The 25447-nt window shown below is 61.3% G+C and carries 22 protein-coding genes; 17 read left to right on the top strand and 5 right to left on the bottom strand.

Annotated elements, in window-relative coordinates; genetic code table 11:
- Nucleotides 1-2: 2 nt before the first annotated feature.
- Nucleotides 3-797 (bottom strand): helix-turn-helix transcriptional regulator, encoded by a 795-nt coding sequence (locus tag V6607_RS16945; protein ID WP_003217152.1) that lies wholly within the window; start codon nucleotides 795-797, stop codon nucleotides 3-5.
- On the opposite strand from V6607_RS16945, the gene V6607_RS16940 reads away from it, so the two are divergent.
- From V6607_RS16940 to V6607_RS16925, 4 genes are read left to right on the top strand one after another with little or no spacing between them, the layout of a single operon-like run.
- Nucleotides 796-1113, top strand: coding sequence for a DUF1656 domain-containing protein (locus V6607_RS16940; protein WP_134326671.1), 318 nt, complete (start codon nucleotides 796-798; stop codon nucleotides 1111-1113). The two genes, V6607_RS16945 and V6607_RS16940, sit on opposite strands and share 2 nt — an antisense overlap.
- 10 nt (nucleotides 1114-1123) lie before the next feature.
- The gene (locus V6607_RS16935) at nucleotides 1124-2032 is read left to right on the top strand and encodes an HlyD family secretion protein (RefSeq protein WP_134326670.1); all 909 of its coding nucleotides are present in this window, start codon (nucleotides 1124-1126) and stop codon (nucleotides 2030-2032) included.
- A complete protein-coding gene (locus V6607_RS16930) occupies nucleotides 2032-3900 on the top strand; it encodes an FUSC family protein (RefSeq protein WP_134326669.1) in 1869 nt (622 codons plus the stop codon). The genes V6607_RS16935 and V6607_RS16930 overlap by 1 nt, the downstream gene beginning before the upstream one ends.
- Nucleotides 3901-3920: 20 nt before the next feature.
- Nucleotides 3921-4106, top strand: coding sequence for a hypothetical protein (locus V6607_RS16925; RefSeq protein WP_134326668.1), 186 nt, complete (start codon nucleotides 3921-3923; stop codon nucleotides 4104-4106).
- Between the two features lie 75 nt (nucleotides 4107-4181).
- On the opposite strand, the gene V6607_RS16920 is transcribed toward V6607_RS16925, so the two are convergent.
- Nucleotides 4182-5096: a LysR family transcriptional regulator gene (locus tag V6607_RS16920; RefSeq protein WP_003217142.1), complete on the bottom strand. Its 915-nt coding sequence runs from the start codon at nucleotides 5094-5096 to the stop codon at nucleotides 4182-4184.
- A 248-nt stretch (nucleotides 5097-5344) separates the two neighbouring features.
- Between V6607_RS16920 and V6607_RS16915 the strand changes: the two genes are divergently transcribed.
- The 4 genes from V6607_RS16915 to pgm all read left to right on the top strand — a co-directional run bounded on the left by V6607_RS16915 (nucleotide 5345) and on the right by pgm (nucleotide 11623).
- A complete protein-coding gene (locus V6607_RS16915; RefSeq protein ID WP_003217140.1) occupies nucleotides 5345-6367 on the top strand; it encodes a zinc-dependent alcohol dehydrogenase family protein in 1023 nt (340 codons plus the stop codon).
- 651 nt (nucleotides 6368-7018) lie between these two features.
- Complete coding sequence (locus tag V6607_RS16910) at nucleotides 7019-8440, top strand: hypothetical protein (protein WP_177437403.1); 1422 nt, start codon at nucleotides 7019-7021, stop codon at nucleotides 8438-8440.
- 24 nt (nucleotides 8441-8464) lie between these two features.
- Nucleotides 8465-9877, top strand: a complete 1413-nt coding sequence (locus V6607_RS16905) for a PLP-dependent aminotransferase family protein (protein ID WP_087694419.1) — start codon at nucleotides 8465-8467, stop codon at nucleotides 9875-9877.
- Between the two features lie 99 nt (nucleotides 9878-9976).
- Nucleotides 9977-11623, top strand: coding sequence for a phosphoglucomutase (alpha-D-glucose-1,6-bisphosphate-dependent) (pgm, locus tag V6607_RS16900; RefSeq protein WP_087694418.1), 1647 nt, complete (start codon nucleotides 9977-9979; stop codon nucleotides 11621-11623).
- Nucleotides 11624-11750: 127 nt separating this feature from the next.
- Here the strand turns inward: pgm and V6607_RS16895 are convergent, their stop codons facing one another.
- A complete protein-coding gene (locus tag V6607_RS16895; RefSeq protein WP_087694417.1) occupies nucleotides 11751-12446 on the bottom strand; it encodes a pirin family protein in 696 nt (231 codons plus the stop codon).
- A gap of 218 nt (nucleotides 12447-12664) precedes the next feature.
- Between V6607_RS16895 and V6607_RS16890 the strand changes: the two genes are divergently transcribed.
- A complete protein-coding gene (locus V6607_RS16890; protein ID WP_134326667.1) occupies nucleotides 12665-15133 on the top strand; it encodes a UvrD-helicase domain-containing protein in 2469 nt (822 codons plus the stop codon).
- A gap of 148 nt (nucleotides 15134-15281) precedes the next feature.
- Here the strand turns inward: V6607_RS16890 and V6607_RS16885 are convergent, their stop codons facing one another.
- Complete coding sequence (locus V6607_RS16885) at nucleotides 15282-15554, bottom strand: DUF1652 domain-containing protein (RefSeq protein WP_003217129.1); 273 nt, start codon at nucleotides 15552-15554, stop codon at nucleotides 15282-15284.
- Nucleotides 15555-15815: 261 nt separating this feature from the next.
- Here V6607_RS16885 and V6607_RS16880 point away from each other — a divergent pair, with 261 nt between their 5' ends.
- From V6607_RS16880 to V6607_RS16865, 4 genes are read left to right on the top strand one after another with little or no spacing between them, the layout of a single operon-like run.
- The gene (locus V6607_RS16880; RefSeq protein ID WP_134326666.1) at nucleotides 15816-16631 is read left to right on the top strand and encodes a helix-turn-helix domain-containing protein; all 816 of its coding nucleotides are present in this window, start codon (nucleotides 15816-15818) and stop codon (nucleotides 16629-16631) included.
- A gap of 49 nt (nucleotides 16632-16680) precedes the next feature.
- A complete protein-coding gene (locus V6607_RS16875) occupies nucleotides 16681-18087 on the top strand; it encodes an FAD-binding oxidoreductase (RefSeq protein WP_003217124.1) in 1407 nt (468 codons plus the stop codon).
- A gap of 27 nt (nucleotides 18088-18114) precedes the next feature.
- Nucleotides 18115-18456 carry a cupin domain-containing protein gene (locus V6607_RS16870; RefSeq protein ID WP_134326665.1) on the top strand — a complete coding sequence of 114 codons (342 nt, stop codon included), beginning with the start codon at nucleotides 18115-18117 and terminating at the stop codon, nucleotides 18454-18456.
- A 60-nt stretch (nucleotides 18457-18516) separates the two neighbouring features.
- The gene (locus tag V6607_RS16865) at nucleotides 18517-19596 is read left to right on the top strand and encodes a polyamine ABC transporter substrate-binding protein (RefSeq protein ID WP_010169417.1); all 1080 of its coding nucleotides are present in this window, start codon (nucleotides 18517-18519) and stop codon (nucleotides 19594-19596) included.
- Nucleotides 19597-19700: 104 nt separating this feature from the next.
- Here the strand turns inward: V6607_RS16865 and V6607_RS16860 are convergent, their stop codons facing one another.
- A complete protein-coding gene (locus tag V6607_RS16860) occupies nucleotides 19701-20501 on the bottom strand; it encodes a helix-turn-helix transcriptional regulator (RefSeq protein WP_085984639.1) in 801 nt (266 codons plus the stop codon).
- Between the two features lie 191 nt (nucleotides 20502-20692).
- Between V6607_RS16860 and V6607_RS16855 the strand changes: the two genes are divergently transcribed.
- From V6607_RS16855 to V6607_RS16840, 4 genes are all read left to right on the top strand, one after another.
- A complete protein-coding gene (locus tag V6607_RS16855) occupies nucleotides 20693-22057 on the top strand; it encodes an APC family permease (protein WP_003217116.1) in 1365 nt (454 codons plus the stop codon).
- 9 nt (nucleotides 22058-22066) lie between these two features.
- Complete coding sequence (locus tag V6607_RS16850) at nucleotides 22067-23167, top strand: P1 family peptidase (RefSeq protein WP_134326664.1); 1101 nt, start codon at nucleotides 22067-22069, stop codon at nucleotides 23165-23167.
- 364 nt (nucleotides 23168-23531) lie between these two features.
- Nucleotides 23532-24980: a serralysin family metalloprotease gene (locus V6607_RS16845; protein ID WP_003217113.1), complete on the top strand. Its 1449-nt coding sequence runs from the start codon at nucleotides 23532-23534 to the stop codon at nucleotides 24978-24980.
- 74 nt (nucleotides 24981-25054) lie between these two features.
- Entirely contained in the window at nucleotides 25055-25426 is a 372-nt protein-coding gene (locus tag V6607_RS16840) for an AprI/Inh family metalloprotease inhibitor (RefSeq protein ID WP_166742171.1), read from the top strand.
- The last annotated feature ends 21 nt before the right edge of the window (nucleotides 25427-25447 follow it).

The raw sequence follows: 25447 nt of genomic DNA, 5'->3' as shown, positions 1-25447 counted from the left end.
GGCTAGCGCGTTGCCGTACGGCGAATGTAGCGCGCCGGCGACGAGCCCAGTGTCTTGCGAAACATGCTGATGAACGAACTGACCGACTCGTACCCCAGCGCCTCGGCGGTTCGTTGCACCGACTCGCCCTCGGCCAGGCTCTGCAAGGCCACGATGATTTGCCATTGTTTGCGCCATTGGCCAAAAGTCAGGCCTGTTTCGCTTTTGACCAGGCGGGCCAGGGAGCGCTCGCTCATGGCGACCTGGCGTGCCCACTGGGCCATGGTGCAACGGTTTGACGGGTCCTGGGCCAGGCCGCGGGCGATGAAGCGCAACTGCGTAGCAGCGGGGAGCGGCAGGTACAACTGCTCCGAAGGAGCCAGTTCCAGTTGTTCAAGGAGCACGCTCGCCACGCGCGAATTGGCAGAGGCAGGCGGATAATCCTGGGGCTGGGCGCTCAGGTGCAGGATCAACGCCAGGACCAGCGGCGAAAGCACCAGCGTGCAGCATTTCTCCGGTAGCGCGGCGGCGCCGGGCTCGACAAACAGATAGCCGATCCTGCCGTTGGCGGTCACCCGGTTGCTGTGGGCGATACCGCCCGGAATCCACACGCCGAAGCCCGACGGCACCATCCACACGCCATCCTCTACGGTACACACGATACCGCCGTGATATGCCACCACCAGTTGGCCTTTGCGGTGGCTGTGCACGGGGAATTCGGTGTCGTTGCGCTGGCTGCCGAGCATCAACGCGACGGCGGGCTGATCAAAACTGTCCAGTTCGAATTGATCAACGCCCTGGAGCTTCATCTCGCCCATGTTGCACCGCCTCGATTGTCTGAAATTGATTATATCCTGTCAGAATACTCAATATCGGCACGACCTTGCAGTCCTTACCATCTTCATCAAGGCGATCAAGGTGATTGCCGACTGCGAGATTCAACCGATGCTCAGCGAAATCACGATTGCCCACCTCTACATTCCTCCGTTCTTGCTCTACGTCGGCGTTGCAGCCCTGGTGTACGGGCTACTGGAGCGGGCCCTGCGGCGCTGGCTGGATTGGGCCTGGCACCCCAGCCTGGCGCGTTTCTTTGTGTCGCTGATCGTGCTCTCGACCTTGGTTCTGAGCTTTTGAGGGCAGCGCGATGATCATCAAACACATCCTCAAGACCCTCGTCACCCTGGTGCTCGGGCTGGCCGCATTGCTGTTCTGCACGCAACTGTGGCGCGCCTATGAGTTGGCCCCCTGGACGCGGGACGGGCGTGTCAGCGCGCAAGTCATCGGTATTGCCCCCGAGGTGTCCGGCCAGGTCGAACACCTGCTGGTGGGCGACAACCAATGGGTCGCCAAGGGCGCGTTGCTCTACCAGATCGATCGCAGCAGCTACTTGCTTGCCCAGCAACAGCGCACGGCCGAGCTTGCCGAGGCGCGCAGTGTCTTCGAGCAGCGCAGTGCACAGCTCAAACGCCGCAACCAGCTCGGCGATGCGATTGCGCGGGAGGAAACCGACAACGCAGCCCGGGACCTGGCGGTGGCCAGGGCGCGCCTGGATGCGGCCCGCAGCCAACTGGCCCATGCGCGGCTGGATCTGGACCGCACGACGATTCGTTCGCCGGTCGACGGCTATGTGACCCAGTTGCGGCTGCAGCCGGGTGACTACGCGGCAGCGGGCGAGACCAATATCTTTGTGGTCGATAGCCATAGCTTCTGGGTCACCGGTTACTTCGAGGAGACCAAGCTGGCCGGTGTTCGGGTGGGGGCTGTGACGTCCATCAAGCTGATGGGTTTTTCACCGCTGCTCGAAGGGCATGTGGCGAGCATTGGTCGGGGCATTGCCGACGGTAACGAGCTGCGCAGTAACAGTGGTTTGCCCCAGGTGGCGCCTACGTTCAGCTGGATACGCCTGGCCCAGCGCGTGCCCGTGCGGATTGAACTGGACAAGGTGCCGCCCGGTGTGGAGCTGGCGGCGGGGATGACCGCCAGCATCGAGGTTGCCGAGGAGGGCACGGCGCCGCGCTGGAGGCTGGTGCAATGGCTTCAGGCGTTCATGTGATGCTCCGTGCACTGCGCATGCTGGGGGCATGGGAAGCTGCTACCTCGGGCTATGTGCTGCGTAGTCTTTTGGCGGCCTCATTGGCCCTGTGGCTGGGGTTCCAATTACACCTGGATTCGCCGTTCTCGGCCGCCTCAACCGTGTTGTTGCTGATCCATCCGCTGCAGGGGGCAGTGGTTGGCAAGGGCTTCCACCGGGCACTGGGCACCCTGGTGGGGTTGGCTGTGGCATTGGTCCTGACCAGCCTGTTCGCCCAGCAAATGCTGCTGTTTATCCTCGGGATCGGGGTATGGCTGGGCCTTTGTGTCGGCGCCATGACCGTGCTTCGGCACTACCAGGCCACGGCGGCGGTGGTCGCCGGCTACACCGTTTGCCTGGCCCTGGGGCCCGCCATCGTCGCGCCGCAGCAAGGTTTCGAACATATCGTCGGACGGGGCACGGCCGTTGTTCTGGGGGTGTTGAGCCTGAGCCTGGTGGCCACGTTATTCAGCCGCAAGACCGTCGAGCGCACACTGACCATGGCACTTCGCGACGTCTCGTCGCGCACCCTGCGGTTATTGGCCGTGCGGTTTGACGGCGGGCCGGCGCGTGCGCAGGACCCGCTGGCCATCGATATCAGCAAAGTGGACGACCTTCTCGGGATTGGTCGGGGCGAGTCGGTGCTGATCCGCGCCAGGCTGGCGACCCTGCAGGCAGGACTTGCGTATCTGCATGCCGTGGTGCTCGACGAATGTGCGATACCTTCGCACGCTGGAATCGGCGCACAGTTGCGCCAGCTGGCTGAAGCCATGCCCGGGTTTTGCGTGGCGGCCGATCGTGTCCGGGAGCTGCAAGCCAGCCTTGAACCAGGCGCGAGCCAGCGGCGTCTGAATGAACCATTGGCCGAACTGGCCAGCGCCTTGTCGAGTTTTGCCTGCCTTGAGCGCGCGCCCCTGCCGCCGGCCCGCGCCGTGGGGTTTCACCGACACTACGGCGCTGCACTGCGTAACGGTGTGCGAGCGTTGCTGGCCACGCTGGCGACCGGTGCTGTCTGGTACCTCACCGGCTGGGACCAGGGGCCAACCTTGCTGGCCGTACTGGGTCCGTTCTGCACCTTGCTGGCCACCAGCGCGGCGCCCGAGCAAGGCATTGCGAGCCTTGCCAGGGGAACCTTCTACGCAATCCTGGCAGCGGCGGGGTGCAAGTTCCTGCTGTTGCCGCACATCAGCGGGTTCGGGTTGCTCACGGTGGTGCTGGTTGCGTTCTGGGCGGTCGGGATTCATGCCACGACCCGGCCGCGCCATGCCCTGCAAGGCGTCGCCTACCTGATTACGTTCAACACCCTGGTCGGCACCGCCGGGACCGCCCAATACGACTTCGCTGACTTCGTGAATCAAGCCCTGGCCTGGATGGTGACGCTCGCTATCTGCCTGCTGGCCTTCCAGTTGCTGCCGGGGAAACCCGCCAGCCACGCCGACGTCCTGAGGACCGCGCTGCACAAGGACACACGCCGGTTACTGCGTCACGGGCACCGCATGGATCTTCTGAAGTGGCAGGCCACGCAACAGCACCGGATGGTTGCCCTGCAAGCGCTGTTGGGCGCCGATGAGGCCGGTGCCGTCTCGCTTCAACTGGGTCGACAGTTAAGGTTGCTGCACCGCAAGACACGCGACCTGGAGCCTCATTCGTCAATCGCCAGGTGTGTGCAAGCGGGCGATCGGCGTATTGCCAGATATGCCTTCGATTCAGCGATCAGCGCGGCCCAGGCCCGGCGTACGTCGAGATCACTGATCCGCCTTAGTGCCCGCGACCTGGCTGCTTGTTACCGGGATTTGGCGGGGTTGCTCGACCAATACCAGCGCGCCGATATCCGAACCCGTTTCAGCTAAAACAACGAAGGTGAGATGAAATGAAGCAACTCCTTATCTGGACGCTTTTCGGGATGATCGTGTCTGTGCCAATGGCGGTGCAGGCATCGGACGGGGCTGAGGCGCTGGCACGCTGGCAACAGCAATTCAAACAAGAGCAAAAAAAGCTCGCTGAGCACCGGGCGGCTGGCCGCGATTCAAGGCCCAAGGCAGATCGCCAGCGATGAGCCGGTTCCCGGGGAATTGCAATCTGTTCAGAGCGAAGTGACGAGTTCGGTGTGATGCCCGGCGGTGCTGTTGCTTTATAGGCTGTCCGGGTCGCCAAAGAACATCTGAATCCGCGACCTTAACCACCGTTCCCCCGGATCATTGTCCTGGGACCCACGCCACGCCATGTGCAATTCAAATGTGCGCACCGGCAGTGGCGGCTCCTCAGCCCGCAAGCCACCCGCTGAAGTCAACGCTTCAGCGGCATAGTCCGGCACGGTCGCGACAATATCGGTGCCCGCCAGCAATGTTCCCAGCCCATTGAACTGCGGCACAGCCAGCACGACATGGCGCTTGCGGCCCAGTTTTTCCAGTTCTTCATCCAGAAACCCGCTCAAATCCCCGGCGAATGACACCAGGGCATGGGGCCGCGCGCAGAAGTCATCCAGGCTCATGGAGCCCGGCATGCTGTCGGCCCGCAACAGCATCGGCTTGCTGCGGCGCAATACCTTGCGCTTGGCGTTGGCCGGCAAATCGGTGGTGTAGCTCACGCCGATGGAGATTTCGCCGGAGGCCAGCAGGCCGGGCATCAGGATGTAGTTGACGCGGCGCACTACCAGCACGATGCCGGGGGCTTCGGCCCGCAGGCGCTTGAGCAGCAGCGGCAGCAGGGCGAATTCGACGTCGTCCGACAGGCCGATGCGGAATACCGCGGTGCTGGTGGCCGGGTCGAATTCGGAGGCGCGGCTGACGGCCGTGGAGATCGAGTCCAGGGCCGGGGAGAGCAGGGCGAAGATTTCTACCGCACGGGCCGAGGGCTCCATGCTGCGTCCGGTACGCACGAACAACGGGTCGTCGAACAGGCCGCGCAGGCGTGACAGGGCTGCGCTGATGGCCGGCTGGCCAAGGAACAGTTTCTCGGCAGCGCGGGTCACACTGCGCTCATGCATCAAGGTTTCGAATACGATCAACAGGTTGAGGTCGACACGACGCAGGTCGTTACGGTTCATCTTGTGTCCCAGGCGGCGTCAGTAAACTTGACGGGAGCGGTCATATAAGAACAATGACCGGCATGAATCTTACGGGGAAAGGCTGGTACTCTGCACCGGCTAATTCAGTTTTCCTACATGGCTTGGCACCTTTTCCGTATGTGCGGAATCAATGACAGGCATGTCGACTATTAACGGCGACCGGTGGTCTTGCCCCGAAAGCCCAGATAGAGTTCATGGCAATAGAGGTTACTTTGACGAGGTTTGCGATGTCCCGCACGATCCGTTTTCACAAGTTTGGTCCGGCCGAGGTGCTCAAATGCGAAGAGCATGCAGCCGCTAAGCCCGCACCGGGCGAAGTGCAGGTGCGCGTCGAGGCGATTGGCATCAGCTGGTACGACATTCTGTGGCGCCAGAACCTGGCGTCGTCCCATGCCCGCTTGCCTTCCGGCCTTGGCCATGAAATGGCCGGCGTGGTTGTGGCCGTTGGCGAGGGTGTCGACGACCTGGCGGTGGGTGACAAGGTCGCCAGCTTCCCGGCCGAGAGCCCGAATGACTACCCGGTGTACGGCGAACAGATCGTCCTGCCGCGCTCGGCGCTGACCCGCTACCCGGATGTCCTGAGCCCGATCGAAGCCAGCGTGCACTACACGCCGCTGCTGATTGCCTACTTTGCGTACATGGACCTGGCGCGGGTCAAACCCGGGCAATTCGCCCTGGTAACGGACGCCAGCCACTGTGCCGGCCCATCGTTCGTGCAACTGGGCAAAGCCCTGGGTGTGCGGGTGATTGCTGCGACCAAGACCAGTGATGAGCGCGAATACCTGCTGTCCCTCGGGGCCGAGAAGGTCATCGTCACCGAAGAGCAGGACCTGCTGATGCAAGTCAACAAGTTCACCGACAACCGCGGCGTAGACGTGGTGTTCGATGGCTTGGGTGGCCCGCAGATGTCGTTGCTGGGTGATGTGCTGGCGCCGCGTGGCAGCCTGGTGCTGTACGGCCTGCAAGGTGGCAACCAGACGCCATTCCCGGCCTGCGCGGCGTTCCAGAAGAACATTCAGTTCTTTGTGCACTGCATCGGCAACTTCACAGGCAAACCGGAACTGGGCATCATCCAGGACCAGGTGGCCTTGCAGCGAGCCCTGCGTGACATCAACCAACTGACCGCCGACAAGGTGCTGGTACCGCTGAAAACCACGGTATTTCCGTTCAGCCAGTTCGTTGAAGCGCACCGCTATATGGACGAATGTCCGTGCCGTGAACGGGTTGCCTTGCAGGTAGAAACTGTTTGATCTGTGGGAATATTCTCAAGCGAGTATTCCTGCCCCCGGGCGCATGGGGCAAATGCGCCATTTGACAGGACTTAACCTGCCCACCGCTTGAATCGGGATTTCAGCACTTCAGCCCGATAAACCAGATGTATGCCCCTGACGCCGCCCTGAATCCCAGCGCGGCGTTGTCGTGTCTGCACACTCGATACCCCATGCAAGCCCCCATCTGAACCGGTTTTAGCCGGCGTTCTGTATCTGTTAATCATTATTCAAGTGCCGATAATTGCCCCGTCACTTTTATCTCAAGGATTGAGCAATGATTGAATATATGAAATCACCCCGTACATCCGTCAAGCCCAATAATGTTTCCCATGGCTGTTTTGCCGGAACATCAATATTGAAGTGGGTTATGTCGGATGCTTCTCTAGTTTGTAAGTTAAAGCAGCGTAGGAAGTTGTCAGAGCGTTCCTAAGACTTTCGGTTTGGGCTGCGTGCCCCTTGGCTTGGCGCCTTTTCGGGACTGGAAGCCCCCAAAGGCAGGCTTGGCAGGTAGGGCCCGGTGCTAATCTCCATTGAATGTCACATGTTGTAACGCCCCTACAGAAACAACAGGTCAGGCAAATGCCGTCAACGATTGCCCGAAACTGATATTTCAACTCAGGTAGTAGAACTATGAGCGCTATTCACGAACAAGCCATGAACTATGTCTATCAACAAGTATTGCAACGCTTGATAGGGCATTTCTCTCGAACAGAACGTACCTCGCTCCAGTTATTGATTCAACGAATCGTGGTAGCGGCAGGCGGCATGGAGCGGATCGGTGAATACAAGGTGCTGGTCGCTCACGGCGCAGGCGCCGGCAGCAGCTATGTCCTGGCGTTGTTGCGCGCAGCCCAGCTGACGCTTGCAGGCCGGGCGCCGCGGACGTTTCAACTGCGGGTCGCGACCCTGCGCCATGCCGGCATGTCGCAAAATGCCCTGGACACGCTGCACCGCGGCTACAGCGCGCTGTTCCTGCATGACGATGCGCGTGTCGAATTGCTGATGGTCGAGAATCAGGAAGTCTTGCCGTTCAACCACCTGCGGCCGGCCTCCAGTGCGGCGCGCGACACCAGCCGGCGCAATATGCTGATGGTGGGGCACCTGACTTCGGGAGATCTTCGCCAAACCCTGTGCAACGACGCCTACCTGGCCCTCGGTGACTTTTACCAGCGCGTCACCACCTGCAATGGGGGCGTGCACGCGCTGGTCAGCGGTGACTCCGCGCGCAAGCAGCGGGAGTACCTGGCGTGGCTGAAGAAGGCCGCGCTGGCGAGCGGTGCAGAGATCCCGCCGCGCCAGCCCCTGGTGCTCAGCGGGCTGTTCGCGCGCATGGACGAGTGGAGCAACGCCTATTACTGCGACCTTTACGGCGAGCGCTACGCCGTTGCCGATAAGTCCGACACGGACAACCATCGCCACTTGGCCTATATCGGCGCTGCCGACCTTAAGGACGCGGCCGAATACACCTCCGGGCCGCTGTTGCGTCAGTTCATGGGCTATGAACCGGACGAGTTTGGCTTTCATTTCAGCCACGCGAGCTATGCGAACCCGTTGCTGATGGCCCATCTGCGGGGCCTGCAGGCCGAGTGCCTGCGGGAACTGGATTACGAGGAGGGCGCACAGGGCTTCATGCAGCAGGCCGCGATGTTCATGCGGCGCAAGCAGATTTCCGAACACCTGATTGCCCAGGCAGCGACCCAGGATGGCCGAGCGCTGGCGGCCGACTACGCCCAGGCGCTGTTCCGATTGGATGAAAGCCAACTGAATTGCCTGATGTTTTCGCCGTTTATCCGTCACGGCGAGCGCCTCGAAAGCTTTTTGCGCCAATGCCACCCCGGCATGCTGGTGGCGCTCCCCGAGCTGCACAAGGCGCTGCAAGGCAAGCCGGTGGCCGAGATGCTGGTGCAATGGGCCATCGACACCAGCGGGTTGCCGATCGACCTGCTGCAACATCTCTATCGCAAGCGGCCCGCCACCGGCGTGCCGGGCATGGCCGAGACGCCACAGCAAGATGCGCCCGCCCTGGCAGCCTACCAACTGGCGGGGCGTTAAGCGGGTGGCGGCGGGTGACCAGCGATGAACCTCAGGGACGACCGGCAAACCGACTTCGCCTACCAGGCGGTGTATCGCTACATGATCAACCTCATCGGCGAGGTGGGCACGGATGCCCGGGTAAAACTGCCATCATTGCGGCAGCTGGCGGAGCGCCTGAATGTGTCGATCTCGACCATTCAATACGCTTATTCGTTGCTCGAGAAGGAGGGCCGGGTGTACTCGGTGCCCAAGTCGGGCTACTACGCCTGGCCGGTGTTGAATAAACCGCCAGGTAGCAGCGGTGGCGACCTGCTGGAGCGCCTCTATGCCAGTGCGCGACGTCCGGGAATGCGCGTGCTCAGCGCCGATGAGCCGGCACTTGCGGCGTCACTGGACGCAGCGCTGTTGCTGCTCGAGCGCGAACTGTTGCGGCATTACCCGCATCATCTGCAGCCATGGTCGCAGCCCTGTGGCGTGTGGGAACTGCGGGCGACGCTCGCGGCGCGCTATACCTCGTCGCCGACCCGTTGCTGGCAGGCGGACGAGGTATACATCGGCGCCGACTTGCGCGGGGTACTGGAAATCCTGATCGAGGTGCTGGGTCTCAAGGGCGCTGCGATCATCGTCGAATCCCCGTGTGACTGGCTGATCCTGCGGTTGTTGCAGGGGGCAGGCGTGAGGGTTCTCGAATTGCCATTCACGGCGGACGACGGCCTGGACCTGGCGTTGTTCGAGCAATTGCTCAGCACCGAGCCGGTGCAGCTGGCGTTGCTGTCATCCGGTGTCAGCCTGCCGTCCGGCGTAGTCCTGTCCACCCATGACCGCCTGCAGCTAGTGCGATTGCTGGACCAGCATGGCTGTTGGTTGTTAGAAAATGACAGCCATGGTGACCTCGGCTTCGGGCAGCCAATCACCGCGTTACGGGACCTGGCCAATCCCGAGCGGCTGATGGTGTTTTCCACGTTCGAGAAGATGCTCGGGCCGGAAGCGCCGTTTGGCTATTTGCTGTCGCGCCACCTCAGCGGCGAGCTGCAGCGCCAGTTCCTGTTGCGCGCATTCCGGTTGTCCTCTATCCGCCAGCGCGCGATTGCGCGGCTCTATCAAAGCGGGCGCATCGACCAGCATCTGCGGGAGTTGCGACCGCAACTCAAAGAGCAGGCCCGGCTCATGGGCCTGCGGCTGGACACGCATCTGGGCAACCAGGTGAGCTACCGAATGCCCGCCGCTGGCGCGACCTTCTGGTTGCGCTCAGAGGCCCCGGTGGATATGCGCCAGGTGTTCCAGCGCCTGCTCACCCGGCAGGTGGTGATTGCGCCGGGGGAGTTGTTCAGCCTCAGTGGCCTGCACTGCCAGCATCTGCGGCTGAGCCATGCCGTTGACGGCGCCCATAACCTGGAGAATGCCCTGGATGAGCTGGCTCTGGCGCTCAGGCAGGCACAGACCGGCACTGAATGAAATTTCGCTGATTGCTGTAGGATTTATAACGTCGCGGAGCAGTCCAAGTCCCAGTAAACTGCACTTTTTTCCGAATCCTTCTCTTTCCGAGGTTTATGCATGACTCTCAGTCCTTTTGCGGGCAAGCCGGCACCAGCTCAATTGCTGGTAGACATCCCGCGACTGGTAACGGCCTATTACACCGGCCAGCCTGATGCAGCGATCTCCACCCAGCGCGTCGCCTTTGGTACCTCCGGGCACCGCGGCAGCTCGTTCGACCTCAGCTTCAATGAATGGCACGTGCTTGCCATCAGCCAGGCCATTTGCCTGTACCGTGAAGCCCAGGGCATCAACGGCCCGCTGTTTGTCGGCCTCGACACCCACGCGTTGTCCACCCCGGCCGGCGCCAGTGCGCTGGAAGTGCTGGCCGCCAATGGCGTGCACGTGATGCTCGCCGAAGGCGATGAGTACACCCCGACACCGGCGATTTCCCACGCCATCATTTGCTACAACCGCGGCCGCACCAGTGGGTTGGCCGACGGCATCGTGATCACGCCGTCCCACAACCCGCCACAAAGCGGCGGCTACAAGTACAACCCGCCCAACGGCGGCCCGGCCGACACCCACATCACCAAGTGGATCGAAGCCAAGGCTAACGAACTGCTGGCCAATAAGCTGGCCGGGGTCAAGCGCATCACCCATGCCCAGGCGCTGAAGGCCGACACCACTCATCGCCACGACTACCTCAACACCTACGTGGCCGACCTGGTCAACGTCATCGACTTCGATGCCATCCGCAACGCTGGCTTGCGCCTGGGCGTCGATCCGCTGGGCGGAGCAGGGGTGCGCTACTGGTCGGCCATCGCCGAGCATCACCGCCTGAACCTCGACGTGGTGAACACCGAAGTGGATTCGACCTTCCGCTTCATGAGCGTCGACTGGGACGGCCAGATCCGCATGGACCCGTCCTCCAGCTACGCCATGCAGGGGTTGATCGGCCTCAAGGACCGTTATGACGTGGCCTTCGCCTGCGACCCGGACCACGACCGCCATGGCATCGTGACGCCGTCCGGTGGCTTGCTGGCGCCGAACAACTACCTGGCCGTGTCCATCGACTACCTGTTCCAGAACCGCCCCGAGTGGCGCGCTGATGCTGCGGTGGGCAAGACCGTGGTCAGCAGCGGCTTGATTGATCGCGTGGCCAAGCGCATTGGCCGTCGCCTGTACGAAGTGCCGGTGGGCTTCAAGTGGTTTGCCGATGGCCTGTTTGACGGTTCGCTGGGTTTTGGTGGCGAAGAAAGTGCCGGCGCCTCGTTCCTGCGCAAGGACGGCAGCGTGTGGAGCACTGACAAGGACGGTTTGATCCCGGCGCTGCTGGCGGCGGAAATGACCTCGCGCAAAGGCCAGGACCCAAGCCAGATTTATCGCGGGCTGACCGATGCACTGGGTGAGCCGTTCGCCATTCGGGTGGATGCCAAGGCGACTCCGGCGCAGAAGGCCTTGCTGGGCAAGCTGTCGCCAGACCAGGTGACGTCCACGCAGTTGGCGGGGGAAAGCATCCAGCAGATCCTCAGCCACGCGCCGGGCAATGACCAGGCGATCGGCGGGCTGAAAGTCATGACTGAAAACGGCTGGTTCGCCGCACGGCCATCGGGCACCGAGGACATCTACAAGATCTACGCAGAGAGCTTTATCGGCGAAGATCACCTCAAGCAACTGGTGGAAGAGGCCCAGGTGTTGGTAGACGGGGCGATCTCGGCTAACTGATACCCAGCCTATGACTGATTAACCTGTGGCGAGGGAGCTTGCTCCCGCTGGACTGCGCAGCAGTCCCATTTTTGGGCGCGCTTCGCACCCCAGCGGGAGCAAGCTCCCTCACCACATTCAAGCTCGGTCAGGCGAGGTCGACCAACACGATCTCGCTGTCCTCAACCGCTGTCACCCGCAGTACCTGCTCATCCTCAACCGCCACACCGTCTCGAGCTTGTGCACGCAAGCCATTGACTTCAATCACCCCGGTGGCCGGTACCAGGTACGCCCGGCGTCCGTTGTCCAGCCGATACTCGGCATTTTCACCGGCTTTCAGGTTTGCCGCTACCAAGCGTGCATCGGCCCGAATCCGCAGGCTTTCGCTGTCTCCGGCCTTGCCACTGGCCAGGGTCACAAACCCTTCGCGGTCACCCTTCGGAAACGGCTTAGCGCCCCATGACGGCGGCAAACCGGCCTCATTGGGAATGATCCAGATCTGGAAAATCTTGGTCGGCGTAGCTTCCAGGTTGTACTCGCTGTGGGCGATCCCGGTGCCGGCGCTCATTACCTGGACGTCGCCGGCCTCGGTGCGGCCCTGGTTGCCCAGGTTGTCGGCATGGCTGATGGCGCCTTCACGCACATAGGTGATGATTTCCATGTCCCGGTGCGGGTGCTGCGGGAAGCCGGTGCCCGGTGCGATGAGGTCATCGTTCCACACCCGCAGGTTGCCCCAGTGCATGCGCTTGGGGTCATGGTATTCGGCAAACGAGAAGTGGTGGTGAGCGTCCAGCCAACCGTGATTGGCGCCGCCCAGGGTGTTGAAAGGTCGAAGTTCAAGCATGATCGTCTCCTGTGGATGGGAGCCATCATCCAGCAGCGCCAGATCGATAAAAAGCGTAAAAAATGCTGGATTCCTATCGAATGCTTCGATGCCGATGCTCAGGACTTGTCTTCACTTCATCGCCTAACTGCATGAGCGCAAAGCAATTGGCTGGAACTGTGGGGCATTTGCGGCGACCATAGGGCTCTTGTCCGAGTTAAAGCATCGCAGGAGTCCGCGTGCCGCAACACACCCCCGATCTGCCTCCCGAACTGCGGCCACTGGCCGAAATGCCCCTGTTGAAACGGCTCGCCGCCCGATTATTCGGTCACGGCCTGACGCGCCTGCGGGCACAGCACCGTTTCTCATGGCTGCATGGCCAGGCCGACGGCTTTCGCAGTGGCCACACGGCCGGCGTGGAGTATGGCTATAAGGAAGGCAAGGCGGATGGTATCGAAGAAGGCCGCCAGGTCCTGCTGATTCGTGACTTCCGGCCGGATGAGCACACTGCGCCGGGTGTTGACGACAATCTGTTCGATGATTGGCGCCTGCCGCTGACCGCCGAGTTGAAAAAACGCATCAAGGCTGATGTGGCGCGCCTGCTGCCGGCCCATGCCCAGCCGAGTGCGGCGCAATGGAAGATGATTTTCAGCGATACGCCGTCCACCTCGGTGATCGCCGGCGCCGGCGCGGGTAAATCCACCTCGCTGGTGCTGCGTATCCTGCTGCTGACCCATTACCTGGGCTTCGAGCTGAGCTCGATGACGGTGGTGACCTTCACCCGTGAGTCGCGCAAGGACTTCATCAATAAGCTCATGGAAATTCTCGCCTTGTGGGGCCAACCCCTTGGTATGAAAGACGCGCAAGCGGTGGTGCGGACCTTTCACTCACGCATCCTGCCAATGGTGCGCAGCCTGCCGGGCCTTGAACGGCTGCAGGCGTTCGAGAACCTCAATGCGCGGACCGAAGCGGGTTTTGATGAGGCCGACAGCAACCCCTTCGAATTGCGGATCAACGACGCCCAGCGCCAGCAACTGAATGCCTGCTATCACCGGCTGCATGGCCGCCATGAACGCTTCCGCGAACTGATCGCTCCGCTCGCGCGCCATGCCCTGCAACTCAAGGAGCTGGAGCGCGATCACCCGGACGTGCAAAAACGCGTGGCGGTGACCGAACTGGCGGCCAAGCGCGATGAAGAACTCTGCGATGTGATCGAAGACCTGTGGTTTCGTGCCGGCGCTTGGCCGATCAAGGGCATCGAGCCCAATCGCCAGACGTTCGATATCAACGGCGCGAAGTTTCACTGCCATGGCTACATTGCCGAACTGGATGCCTGGGTCGTACTGGGCTTCGACCCGCGGGAAAATGCCCAGGTCAGTCGACCCGGGTCCAAGCTGTCAGTACGTGCCGAATGGGCGGTAAAGCGAACCCTATTTCAAGCTTTCTGCCGTAAACCATTGATATGGCTAGAAAGCTACGAGTCTTCCAAGCGGCTTTTAAGCAGCCTGGCAGGTGACGCAACAGCGGGCCCGGGCTTCGATTACAAGGTCAAGGGCGAGCTGGGTTCGGCACCGTTGCTGGACAGCTTTGTTGCCGCCGCCGGGTTCATCGAGAACCTCGGGCTGGATGTGCCCACCGCCGTGGGCAAGATGAGTTTTGCCAAGGATGATCCAGACCGTTTTTACTTCGAGGCACTGAGCATTTTCTGGAAGGCCCTCGAGGATCACTTGCTGGACCAGTCGCCACCGGTCATGACCTACAACCGGATGTTCTCGCTGTTTGGCGAAAACACCCCGGAGAACCTGAAGTTGCTCAGCGACCCGCTGCTACGGCCGATGTCGCACCTGATGATCGACGAATTCCAGGACGTATCGCCGCAGATCGTCTCGTGGATCCGGGCCAGCCTGCGGGAGATCCGCAGCCGTGGGCCGGCCATGCACGTGGGGCGTGGGGCCCAGTGCTCTTCGCTGTTGTGCGTGGGCGATGACTGGCAGTCGATCTATGGCTGGCGTGGCAGTTCGCCCAAGTATTTCATGGAGTTCAACAAGGAGTTCCCGTCACCCACGACCACCCGGGTGATGCTGGGCGAGAACTACCGCAGCCATCAGCACGTGATCGATGCTGCCGAGCACATCGTGCGGGCGGCCCCGGCCATCAGCGGCAAGAAAGCCAAGGCCAGTGGAGCCGCGAAGGAGTTGGTGCCGGTCACGGTGCGTGACCGTGACGATGCGGCGCTGGGCCAACAACTGCTGGCGCACTATCAAAAGGGTGACTCGGTGTTAATGCTGTATCGAAAAAGCAGCGATAAGTCATTGATGCAAGAGCATATTAAATCGGTAGTTAATGTGGATTCTAGCTTGCCGTACGGCAGCCGCCGGCTCAAGCAACTGACTTATCACAGCGCCAAGGGCCTGCAGGCGGATGCGGTATTCCTGCTGGGTGACTGCCAACACTTGACCAGTTCGCCGTACAAGAACCAGGTCTACCGCATGGCAGGACTGGGCAAGGACGGCGATACCGAAGCTTACGACAGCGCGCAGAAAGACGAAGTGCTGCGCCTGGCCTACGTGGGCATTACCCGGGCGGTGAGCCATTGCTATTGGTATGTCGACGGCCAGGATGGCCAAGGGGTGAATGTGCCAAAGGCTTCGGACCGGGTTGCCGGGGACAAACCGTTTTTTGACGACCAGCGCATCAGCAAATCATAAGGGGTGACGTTGAATCCTGTGGTGAGGGAGCTTGCTGTGGCGAGGGAGCTTGCTCCCGCTGGAGTGCGCAGCGCTCCCAGGATTTTGGGGCTGCTACGCAACCCAGCGGGAGCAAGCTCCCTCGCCACAGGATACCTGCGTTGCCAGATCAAGCCCGCAGCGACAGCGGCGGCACAAACGACTCCAGTTCATCCTCAACCGCCTCGATGATCCGCTCTACGTCCGCAGCGTTCATCACCGTGGCGCAAGGGATACCGGCAATTGCAATCAGGGTTTCTCCGCTGGCGCGGTCGAACAGGCGGGCGATCATACTGCCGGGAGCATCCATGCTCGCCTCAAAGCCCATGGGATGAAAGTGCCAGCGCATCAACTGGCAGGCGTTGGGGAATGTCACTTTGTTCATGTTGCCCACCTTGTTCATTGAGCGCTTCCTTTAGCTCGCTGCAGGGGCGCCATGACCGTCACTGGTCCTGGCCGTCGTGAGCATTAAAAATAGCATTCGTTCGCATCGGGCATGGGAGTTTTTTCGTCCCGTCCGGCAGTTGTTTTCAATAACGTTGATATGGGTCACGTGCTGCGTGGTATTAAGCGAAAGGCCATTAGTCGGAAATATCAAATGGCCGTTGAGCGGGTACGGGCAGTTGGGCAAGCTGCCTCTTTTTTCACCGGCGTAGAGCGCTCAATGCAAGACATCATTCCGGATGACTCCCAGAAAACCCAAGCTACGGCCAAGCTGGTACTGCGTCACCATCTGCGCTGGCGGGATCGGGACCTGGATGGAGTGATGTCGTACTACCATCCGGACATCCAGTACCACGATTTCTTCCAGAACCGCGTGGTGGGTGCCGGCGAGCTGCGCGAATACCTGCAAGCCAGCATGCCCCGTGGCGCCGACGAAGCGATCGAACACACCGACCGCATCCGCGCCGACGGCGACACCGCGTTCATCCAATACCGCATCACCTTGCGTGGCGGCCAGGGCCTGGTGTCGTTTCGCACCAGCGAAGCGATTACCGTGCGCGATGGCTTGATCTGGCGGGTCAACGAGTACGCCTCCCTGGTCCACGAGCAGTCTGCCAGCCGCCGCGAGACCACACGCCCGACCGTCAGCCGCCTGGGCCTGTCGCCGCAGCAACTGAGCTACATGGCCAACGACCTGCAACAGTACTTCGAGCGCCAGCAACCCTATCTTGACCCCGAACTGGACCTGCAACGGGTGGCGAAGGAGTGCGGGTACAGCCGCAACCAGATTTCCTACCTGTTGAACCAGGTGCTGGGGCAAAGTTTTTATCGCTACGTCAACCAGGCACGCCTCCAGCATTTGCTGGCTGCACTGGAAATGGCCGCGCCGCCGATCCGCATCGACGAACTGGCGTTTGCCGCCGGCTTCAATTCGACGTCGGCGTTCTACAGCAGCTTCCGCCAGCACACCGGCCAGTCGCCAAAGGCCTACGTCAAACAAATTTCCCTGCGTGCACGCGCGCAAGACAGCCCCTGAGGCCAGGCTCTAGGATCACTGCCATCGAAGTGTGGTGGTGGAGCCTGGCATGCCTGCATGGCGCAATATCAGTTTATGGATGGACCAGCTGGACGAGCCGCTGCTGGCACGCGCGTCCCTGGAGCAGGACTTGGACGTCAACGTGGCCATCATCGGCGCCGGCTACACCGGGCTCTGGACCGCGTATTACCTGAAGCGCCAGGCGCCCGAGCTGAAAATCGCAATCATCGAGGCGCAAACCGCCGGGTTCGGTGCCTCGGGCCGTAACGGCGGCTGGCTGATGGGCAATCTGCTGGGAGAGGACCGCCTGTTGGCCGGCCTGACCCCGGAACAGCGCCGGGCCTCGTTCGACCTGCTGCACGCCATCCCCGACGAAGTCGCGCAAGTGATCGAGCGCGAAGGCATTGACTGCGACTACCGCAAGGGTGGTGTGCTGTATTGCGCCGCGCGCTACCCCGAACAGGAAGCCACCCTGCGTGCGTACCTGGCCAAACTTCACAGCCAGGGCCTGACCGACGACGATTACCGTTGGCTTGGCCCGCAACAACTGGCCGAGCAGATCCGTATCGCCAAACCTTATGGCGGCATCTATGCACCCCACGTTGCCACGATTCACCCGGCCAAGCTGGTGCGCGGCCTGGCGCGGTTGGTGGAGCGGATGGGCGTCAAGATCTACGAAAACAGTCCCGTCACTCATTGGCAGTCCGGCAGCCTGCGCACGGACAAAGCCTCGGTGCGCGCCTCCTGGGTGGTGCCGGCGGTGGAAGGGTATGCCACCACGCTGGCTCCGCTGGGGCGCTATCAGTTGCCGGTGCAAAGCCTGATCGTTGCCACCGAGCCGTTGCCGGCCAGCACCTGGGACGAGATCGGCCTGAATCGTGGCCAGGCGTTCGGCGAGAGCAGCCGGCAAGTGACTTACGGCCAGCGTTCGGCGGACAACCGCCTGGTGTTCGGCGCTCGCGGGGGTTATCAGTTTGCCGGCAAGTTGCGGCACAACTTCGAGCTCACCGACAGCGAAGTCGAGCTGCGTCGCTACCTGTTCGGCGAACTGTTCCCGCAGCTCAAGAAAGTCCGGATCACCCACGCCTGGGGCGGCAACCTGGGCATGTCCCGGCGCTTCAAGCCGCACATGCTCTGCGATCACGCGGCAGGCATCGCCCTGGCCGGTGGTTACGGCGGCGAGGGCGTAGGCGCCAGCAACCTCGGTGGCCGCACCCTGGCGGACTTGATCCTGGGGCTCGATACGCCGTTGGTTCGCCAGCCATGGGTGATTCATCCGGGCCGGCTGGACGGGCTCAAGGCCTGGGAACCGGAACCCTGCCGCTGGCTGGGCTACAACGCGATCATCCGCAGTTTTGTGCATGAGGACCAGGTGTTGGCCAACCCCAATACCGCCCCGTGGCGCCGCAAACTGGCCAGCGGGGTTGCCGGGTTCATGGAAGGTTTCATGCACTAAGTCGTTTCAATCACCACAGGTATGAACATGAGCATTACCCAGTTCAAAGACACACTCAGCGCCCGTTTGCCGGACTCCTCGCCCGTCGCCGTGCCACTGGGCACACCGGTCGCGGTGGCCTCGACCTTGAGCGTGGAACGTAGCGACGGCGTCGAAACCGGCATCTGGGAATGCACGCCCGGGCGCTGGCGCCGGCAGATCAAAGCCCAGGAGTTTTGCCACTTTATCCAGGGACGCTGCACCTTCACCCCCGACAACGGGGAAATGCTCCACATAGAAGCCGGCGACGCACTGATGTTGCCGGCCAACAGCACCGGTATCTGGGACATCCAGGAAACCGTGCGCAAGACCTATGTATTGATCCTCTGATTCTTTGATCTTTGATCGCCTGCCATAAAAACAGCCCTAAAACCGCCAGGAAATCGAACCATGAGACCCATTGCCCTGTTGCCGCTGGTATTCGTCGCCACCCTCAGCCAAGCCGCCGAGACGGTGAAGATCTACAACTGGTCGGACTATATCGCCCCCGACACCACCAAGAACTTCCAGAAAGAAACCGGCATCGGTTTCACCTACGACGTGTACGACAGCAACGAAACCCTCGACGGCAAGTTGATGACCGGCAAATCCGGCTATGACGTGGTGTTCCCCTCCAACCACTTCATGGCCCGGCAGATCCAGGGCGGGGCGCTGAAGAAACTCGACAAGAGCCAGTTGCCCAACTGGAAAAACCTCAACCCGGTGCTGCTCAAGGCCCTGGAAAACAACGACCCGGGCAACGCCCACGGCTTCCCGTACCTGTGGGGCAGCACTGGAATCGGCTACAACATCGACAAGGTCAAGGCGGTACTCGGCGACAACGCACCAGTGGATTCCTGGGACCTGATCTTCAAGCCCGAGAACATGCAAAAACTGCAGAAGTGTGGCGTCGCCATCCTCGACAACGGCCCGGAACTGCTGCCCGCGGCCCTCAACTACCTGGGCCTGCCGCACCACAGCAAAAAGGCGGAAGACTACAAAAAGGCCGAGGACCTGCTGATGAAAGTGCGGCCGTACGTGGCGTATTTCCACTCCTCGAAATACACCGCCGACCTGGCCAACGGCGACATCTGCGTGGCCGTGGGCTTCTCCGGCGACATCCTCCAGGCCGAAAGCCGCGCCAAGGAAGCCAAGAATGGCGTGAATATCGGCTACAACATTCCCAAGGAAGGCGCCGCCATCTGGTTCGACATGGTCGCCATGCCCGCCGATGCCCCGGATGAAAAAGCCGGCTATGCCTTCATGAACTACCTGCTACGCCCGGAAGTGATGGCCAGCATCACCAACTACGTGCACTACGCCAACGGCAATGCCGCGGCGGACAGCCTGGTGGACCCGGCAATCAAGAGCGACACCAAGGTGTACCCAAGTCCGGAAATGATGGGCAAGTTGTTCGCACTGGAAGCAATGCCGCTGAACATCGACCGGATTCGTACGCGGGTGTGGAACACCATTCGTACCGGGCGTTGATGATCGTTCCCACGCTCCGCGTGGGAATGCATCCTGTGACGCTCCGCGTCACGACTTCAAAAGCGCATGCGGAGCGTCCAGGGCGGCGTTCCCACGCCGCGGAATCAAGGATTCTCCAAGTCATGCCCCAACGACTGGATAAACAACGAAAACAGCTCCGGCTGCGACGAGATATCCAGCTTGGCATACAGGTGCCGGCGGTGAACCTTGACCGTATCCGGCGAGATATTCAGCCGTTCGGCCATGGCTTTTGACGAAAACCCGCGCAACACCAATCGCGCTATTTCCAGCTCCCGTTCCGACAACACACCACAGCCGAAATGACTCAACGCGTCCCGTATCTGGCTGGCCATTTCCGCCGGCGCGGCCACTCGCTGGGTGCTTTGCTGCCAATGCTGCTGCATCAACGGCAACACCCAGGCCGCGAGCATGGTCATCAACCCCGTTTCCTCGCCGGTAAACAACCGCTGCATCCCCAACGACAGCGATAACGTCCCCGCACCCGGCAATTGCAGGATGAATTGCACCTCGTCTTCCAGCACGTTGTCGTGGAAGTAATTGAGGAAGTATTCACTCTGGCGAAAATGATCCGGTGCCACTTCCTCAAGGCGGTACACGCCACTGGCATACCCCTCGCGACACGCCTGGAAAAACGGGTCCAACAGGTACAAGCCATTCAGATAAACCAGCATCGACGCCGGTTTGCTGCTCGGTTGTGCGTCGTATTCTTCCAGCGCTTCGGGCGGGCCATCGGCGGGGTAGAAGATCGCCAGGGCATTGTCGAAGGGCAGGCATTGGTGCAGCAACAGCACCAGTTGCTTCCAGAAACGCCCGGTGCCGATCTGTGCGACGGTACGCCCCAGGCCCGCGTGCATGCCGACTTCCCTGAACAGGCTCATGTGCAGCTCCACGCTAAGGATTCAGGCCGCAAGGGTTCGACTTTTGCCCGGCGGCGTCAAGGGGAGTACTCCAATAGGGGAATTGGCCGATTTACACAGAGTGTTTAAGTTGGCCGTCAGTCAGTGGGGAACATACCCTGCGCCGCTTCACCTTTTCGTTTCTGCCTCAAACCAAGAACAATCAAGAGGATAACGATATGAGTGCTCCTTCCACGCCCGACGGCGTGCTGAAACCCACCCTGAGCGTATTCGATGTAGTGGCCATCACCGTCTCGGCGGTCACCCCGGCCAGTTCAGTGTTCGTGATTGCGCCGTTTGCCATCCAGCAGGCTGGCAGCGGGGTGTTCCTGGCCTTTGTGATGGCCGCCTTGCTCGCGCTGATGTTCGCCTTTTGCTACGCCGAACTCGGGCGTGCCCACAACAGCGCCGGCGGCGAATACGTGTATGCCAAGCGGGTGTTCGGCGGCATGGCCGGCTACGCGACGTTCCTCACGGTACTGGTGATGCTGCTGTTTATCCCGCCGGTACTGGCCACCGGGGCGGCGACTTACCTGAATAACGCCCTCGGCACCCAATTCGATTCGCAAACCGTGGCCCTGGTGATTGTGGTGTGCAGCTACGCCCTGGGTATCCTCAATATCAAGCTGAATGCCTGGATCACCGGCACCTGCCTGCTGCTGGAAGTGGCGGCGTTGCTGGTGATCGTGTTTATCGGCTTCGGCAACCCGGTGCAGCCGGTCAGCGTGCTGTTGCAACCGCAAATCGTCGAGAACGGCGTGCTGCACCTGGCGCCCTGGGCGCTGGTCATCGGCGCGGTGGGCATCGGCCTGTTCTCGTTCAATGGCTACGGTCCCGCCGTCTTGCTGGCCGAAGACATGAAGTGCGGCGGCAGGGGCGTGCACAAGGCGGTGTTGTGGTCCCTGGGCCTGGTGGTGGTCATCGAGCTGGTGCCGATCACCGCCTTGCTGATCGGTGCGCCATCCCTCAGCGCGATGATCAGCAGTCCCGACCCGATCGGCTACCTGCTGACCAGCCACGGTAACGAAACCCTGTCGCGGCTGGTCAGCGCCGGGATCTTCCTGTCGGTATTCAACGCCATCGTCGCCATCGTCATCCAGATTGGCCGGGTGGTGTTCAGCAGCGGCCGCGATGCGCTGTGGACACCCACCATCAACAAACTCTTCACCCGGATTCATCCACGCTGGGATTCCCCGTGGTTGGCTACGCTGTTCCTGGCGGTCCCTTCGGCATTGCTCAGCTTCAGCTCCAACCTGGCGGACCTGACGTCTTTCAGCGTGCTGCTGATCATGCTGGTGTACCTGATCGTGGCGTTGAGCGCGTTGATGAGCCGGGTGTTGCTGCGTGACCGCGAGCACCCGTATCGCATGCCGTTGTGGCCGGTGCCGGCCTTGCTGGCGGTGCTGGGTGCCGGCTACCTGTTGGTGACCCTGGCGATTGCCGCCTCGGTTCGCGACATCATGATTATCATCGGCCTGTTGGCACTGTCGGTGATCCTGTATTGCATCAGTGGCCGGTTGAGTCCGGCGTTTCAGAAATTGTAAGGAGTGGTTATGCGTGCACGTCAATTGGGCATCACCTTGGGACTGGGTACGCCCGGTGAGTTGAATGCCATCACCGACGTTCCAGGGGTTCGGGTCGGCCACAGTACGATCAAGACCCGCATCGACGGCAAACAGGTACGTACCGGCGTGACGGCGATCCAGCCCCGGGCCGGTGCCGCGCGGTATCAGCCATGTTTTGCCGGCTACCACGTTCTCAACGGCAATGGCGACGCCACGGGGCTTGAGTGGATCAGCGAATCGGGGTTGCTGACCACGCCGCTGGCGATCACCAACACCCACAGCATCGGGATTGTGCGCGACACGCTGATCGCCCTGGAGCGCGAAAGCCTCGAAGACCCCGCCGTGTACTGGTGCATGCCGGTGGTGATGGAAACCTACGACGGCTTGCTCAACGATATCTGGGGCCAGCACGTCGGCCCGGAGCATGTGCGCAAGGCGCTGGCCAACGCCGAATCCGGGCCGGTGGCGGAGGGCGCCGTGGGCGGCGGCACCGGGATGATCTGCCATGAGTTCAAGGGGGGCATCGGTACCGCGTCACGGCGCTTGCCGGCGGAGCAGGGTGGCTGGACCGTCGGTGTGCTGGTGCAGGCCAACCATGGCAAGCGCCAGGAACTGCGCGTGGATGGTTACCCGGTAGGCCGGCAATTGATGGACATCCCGTCACCCTTTGCCGATCGCGGCACACCCGGCATGGGCTCCATCGTGGTGATCATCGCCACCGATGCGCCGTTGCTGCCCCATCAATGCCAGCGCCTGGCACAACGCGCGTCCATCGGGATTGCGCGCACGGGTGGCGGTACCGAGGACTCCAGCGGGGACCTGTTCCTGGCGTTCGCCACCGGCAATCAGGATTTGCCGGTGGCCGACTACGGGCGCAAGGGCTCGCCCCTCAGCACAGCCCTGCAAATGGTCAATAACGACCACATTTCACCGCTGTTCAGCGCGGCGGCGGAGGCCGTGGAAGAGGCGATCATTAATGCCATAGTGGCCGGCGAAGACATGACCACCGACCAGGGTGTGCGGGTGCCCGCGCTGGATGCCCACACACTCCTGCAGGCATTGCGCCAAACCGGCTGGCGCGGCCAGTAAGTAAACTAAGTCTTGTCCCGGTAATACGGGACAAACACTTAAATAGTGGCCAATCAATACTAACAATGACACGGTGACACTTTCTTAGTGCACCTCAGTCAATACTTTGGATCCATTCGTGGCTAAATGTCTTTAGGAGTATTTAATATTTAAATAGCTGGATTTTAATAACGCGCTATTTACCAGTGTTTGCAGGTTTTGTTCACCGGCCCAACTTTATCCTTGGATAAAAACCGCTGGACGAATGATTTCAGGTTGTGTCAGTTTTCTTTCGCCTTCAAAAGGGGCGAGTGATCGGACTTACTCGCCAGAGTGGGTCCGGTCGGACAAAAACTGTTCCACTTGCAAACAAGGAAGTACGTTTATGTCAAAAGTAAAAGACAAAGCTATTGTGTCGGCGGCTCAAGCAAGTACCGCTTACACCCAGATCGATAGCTTTAGCCATCAATACGACCGCGGTGGCAACCTCACGGTCAATGGCAAACCGTCGTTCACCGTCGACCAGGCCGCCGACCACCTGCTGCGTGAGAACGCCGCGTACCGGGACGTGGATGGCAACGGCAAGATCGATCTCACCTACACCTTCCTGACTTCGGCTTCGAACGCGACCATGAACAAGCATGGGATCACCGGGTTCAGCCAGTTCAACACCCAGCAGAAAGCACAGGCCGTACTGGCCATGCAATCCTGGGCCGATGTGGCCAATGTCACCTTCACCGAGAAAGCCTCGGGCGGTGACTTCCACATGACCTTCGGCAACTACAGCGGCGGCCAGGACGGCGCAGCGGCCTTTGCCTACCTGCCAGGCACCAACGCCAAGTACAACGAAAGCGGCCTTGACGGCACTTCCTGGTACCTGACGAACAACAGCTACACGCCGAACAAGACCCCGGACCTGAACAACTATGGCCGGCAGACCCTGACCCACGAAATCGGCCACACCCTGGGCCTGGACCACCCTGGCGACTACAACGCCGGGACCGGCAACCCTTCGTACAAAGACGCGGACTATGGACAGGACACGCGTGGCTACAGCGTCATGAGTTACTGGAGCGAGAGCAACACCAACCAGAACTTCAGCAAAGGCGGGGTAGAAGCCTACTCGTCCGGCCCGCTGATCGACGACATCGCCGCGATCCAGAAGCTCTACGGCGCCAACTACAACACCCGTGCCGGTGACACCACCTACGGCTTCAACTCCAACACCGGGCGTGATTTCCTCAGCGCCACTTCATCGGCCGACAAGCTGGTGTTCTCGGTGTGGGACGGTGGCGGCAACGACACCCTGGACTTCTCCGGTTTTACCCAGAACCAGAAGATCAACCTCAATGAAACCTCGTTCTCCGACGTTGGCGGCCTGGTGGGCAACGTTTCCATCGCCAAGGGTGTGACCGTGGAGAACGCCATCGGCGGTTCGGGCAACGACCTGCTGATCGGTAACGCAGCCGCCAACGTCCTCAAGGGCGGTGCCGGCAACGACATCATCTTCGGCGGCGGCGGTGCAGACCAGCTGTGGGGCGGCTCAGGCAACGACACCTTCGTGTTCGGCGCCAGCTCCGACTCCAAGCCGGGTGCGGCCGACAAGATCTTCGACTTCACCTCGGGTTCCGACAAGATCGACCTCACCGGCATCACCAAAGGTGCAGGCCTGACCTTCGTCAACGCGTTTACCGGTCATGCCGGCGACGCGGTGCTGTCCTACGCTTCGGGTACCAACCTGGGCACATTGGCCGTGGACTTCTCCGGGCACGGCGTGGCGGATTTCCTCGTCACCACCGTTGGCCAGGCAGCCGTCAGCGACATCGTGGCCTGATACACGCGTAAAGGAGGGTGGCGCACACGCGCCGCCCTCTGCCCTTGCATCCACCCCATGAACGGGCGAAGGTGATGACGCTATTTCGCAGTACCGTGGCCTGGAGTTTCCAGGTGTTGCTTATGTCGGCAGGAGCCACAGCAATGGCAAGCAGTCTGGTTTTACCTACTTCCGCGCAGTTGGCCGGGCACTGGGCGCTGCACCAGCAAGAGCAGGTGTGCGCACTGGATTTGATTGAGCAGGCTAACGCGTTGGGGGGCGATGTGGAGTGCGCCGGACAATGGCTGGGGGAAGCCCCCGTTAGTTGGACGCCTACTCCCGATGGTATTTGGCTGATGAATGCCGAAGGCACCGGCATAACCCATTTGAATCGCCAGAAAGAAGGCGAATATGAAGGTCGCGCAAAAACCGGCGCGGTATTGATATTACAACGCGCACCGGAATAGTTCGTTATATAGATATAACCC

It is taken from the genome of Pseudomonas sp. KK18 (assembly GCF_037094675.1).
Taxonomy (GTDB): Bacteria; Pseudomonadota; Gammaproteobacteria; order Pseudomonadales; family Pseudomonadaceae; genus Aquipseudomonas.
Note: the sequence above shows the minus strand (reverse complement) of the source record. Positions and strands in the feature narration are given on the sequence as shown.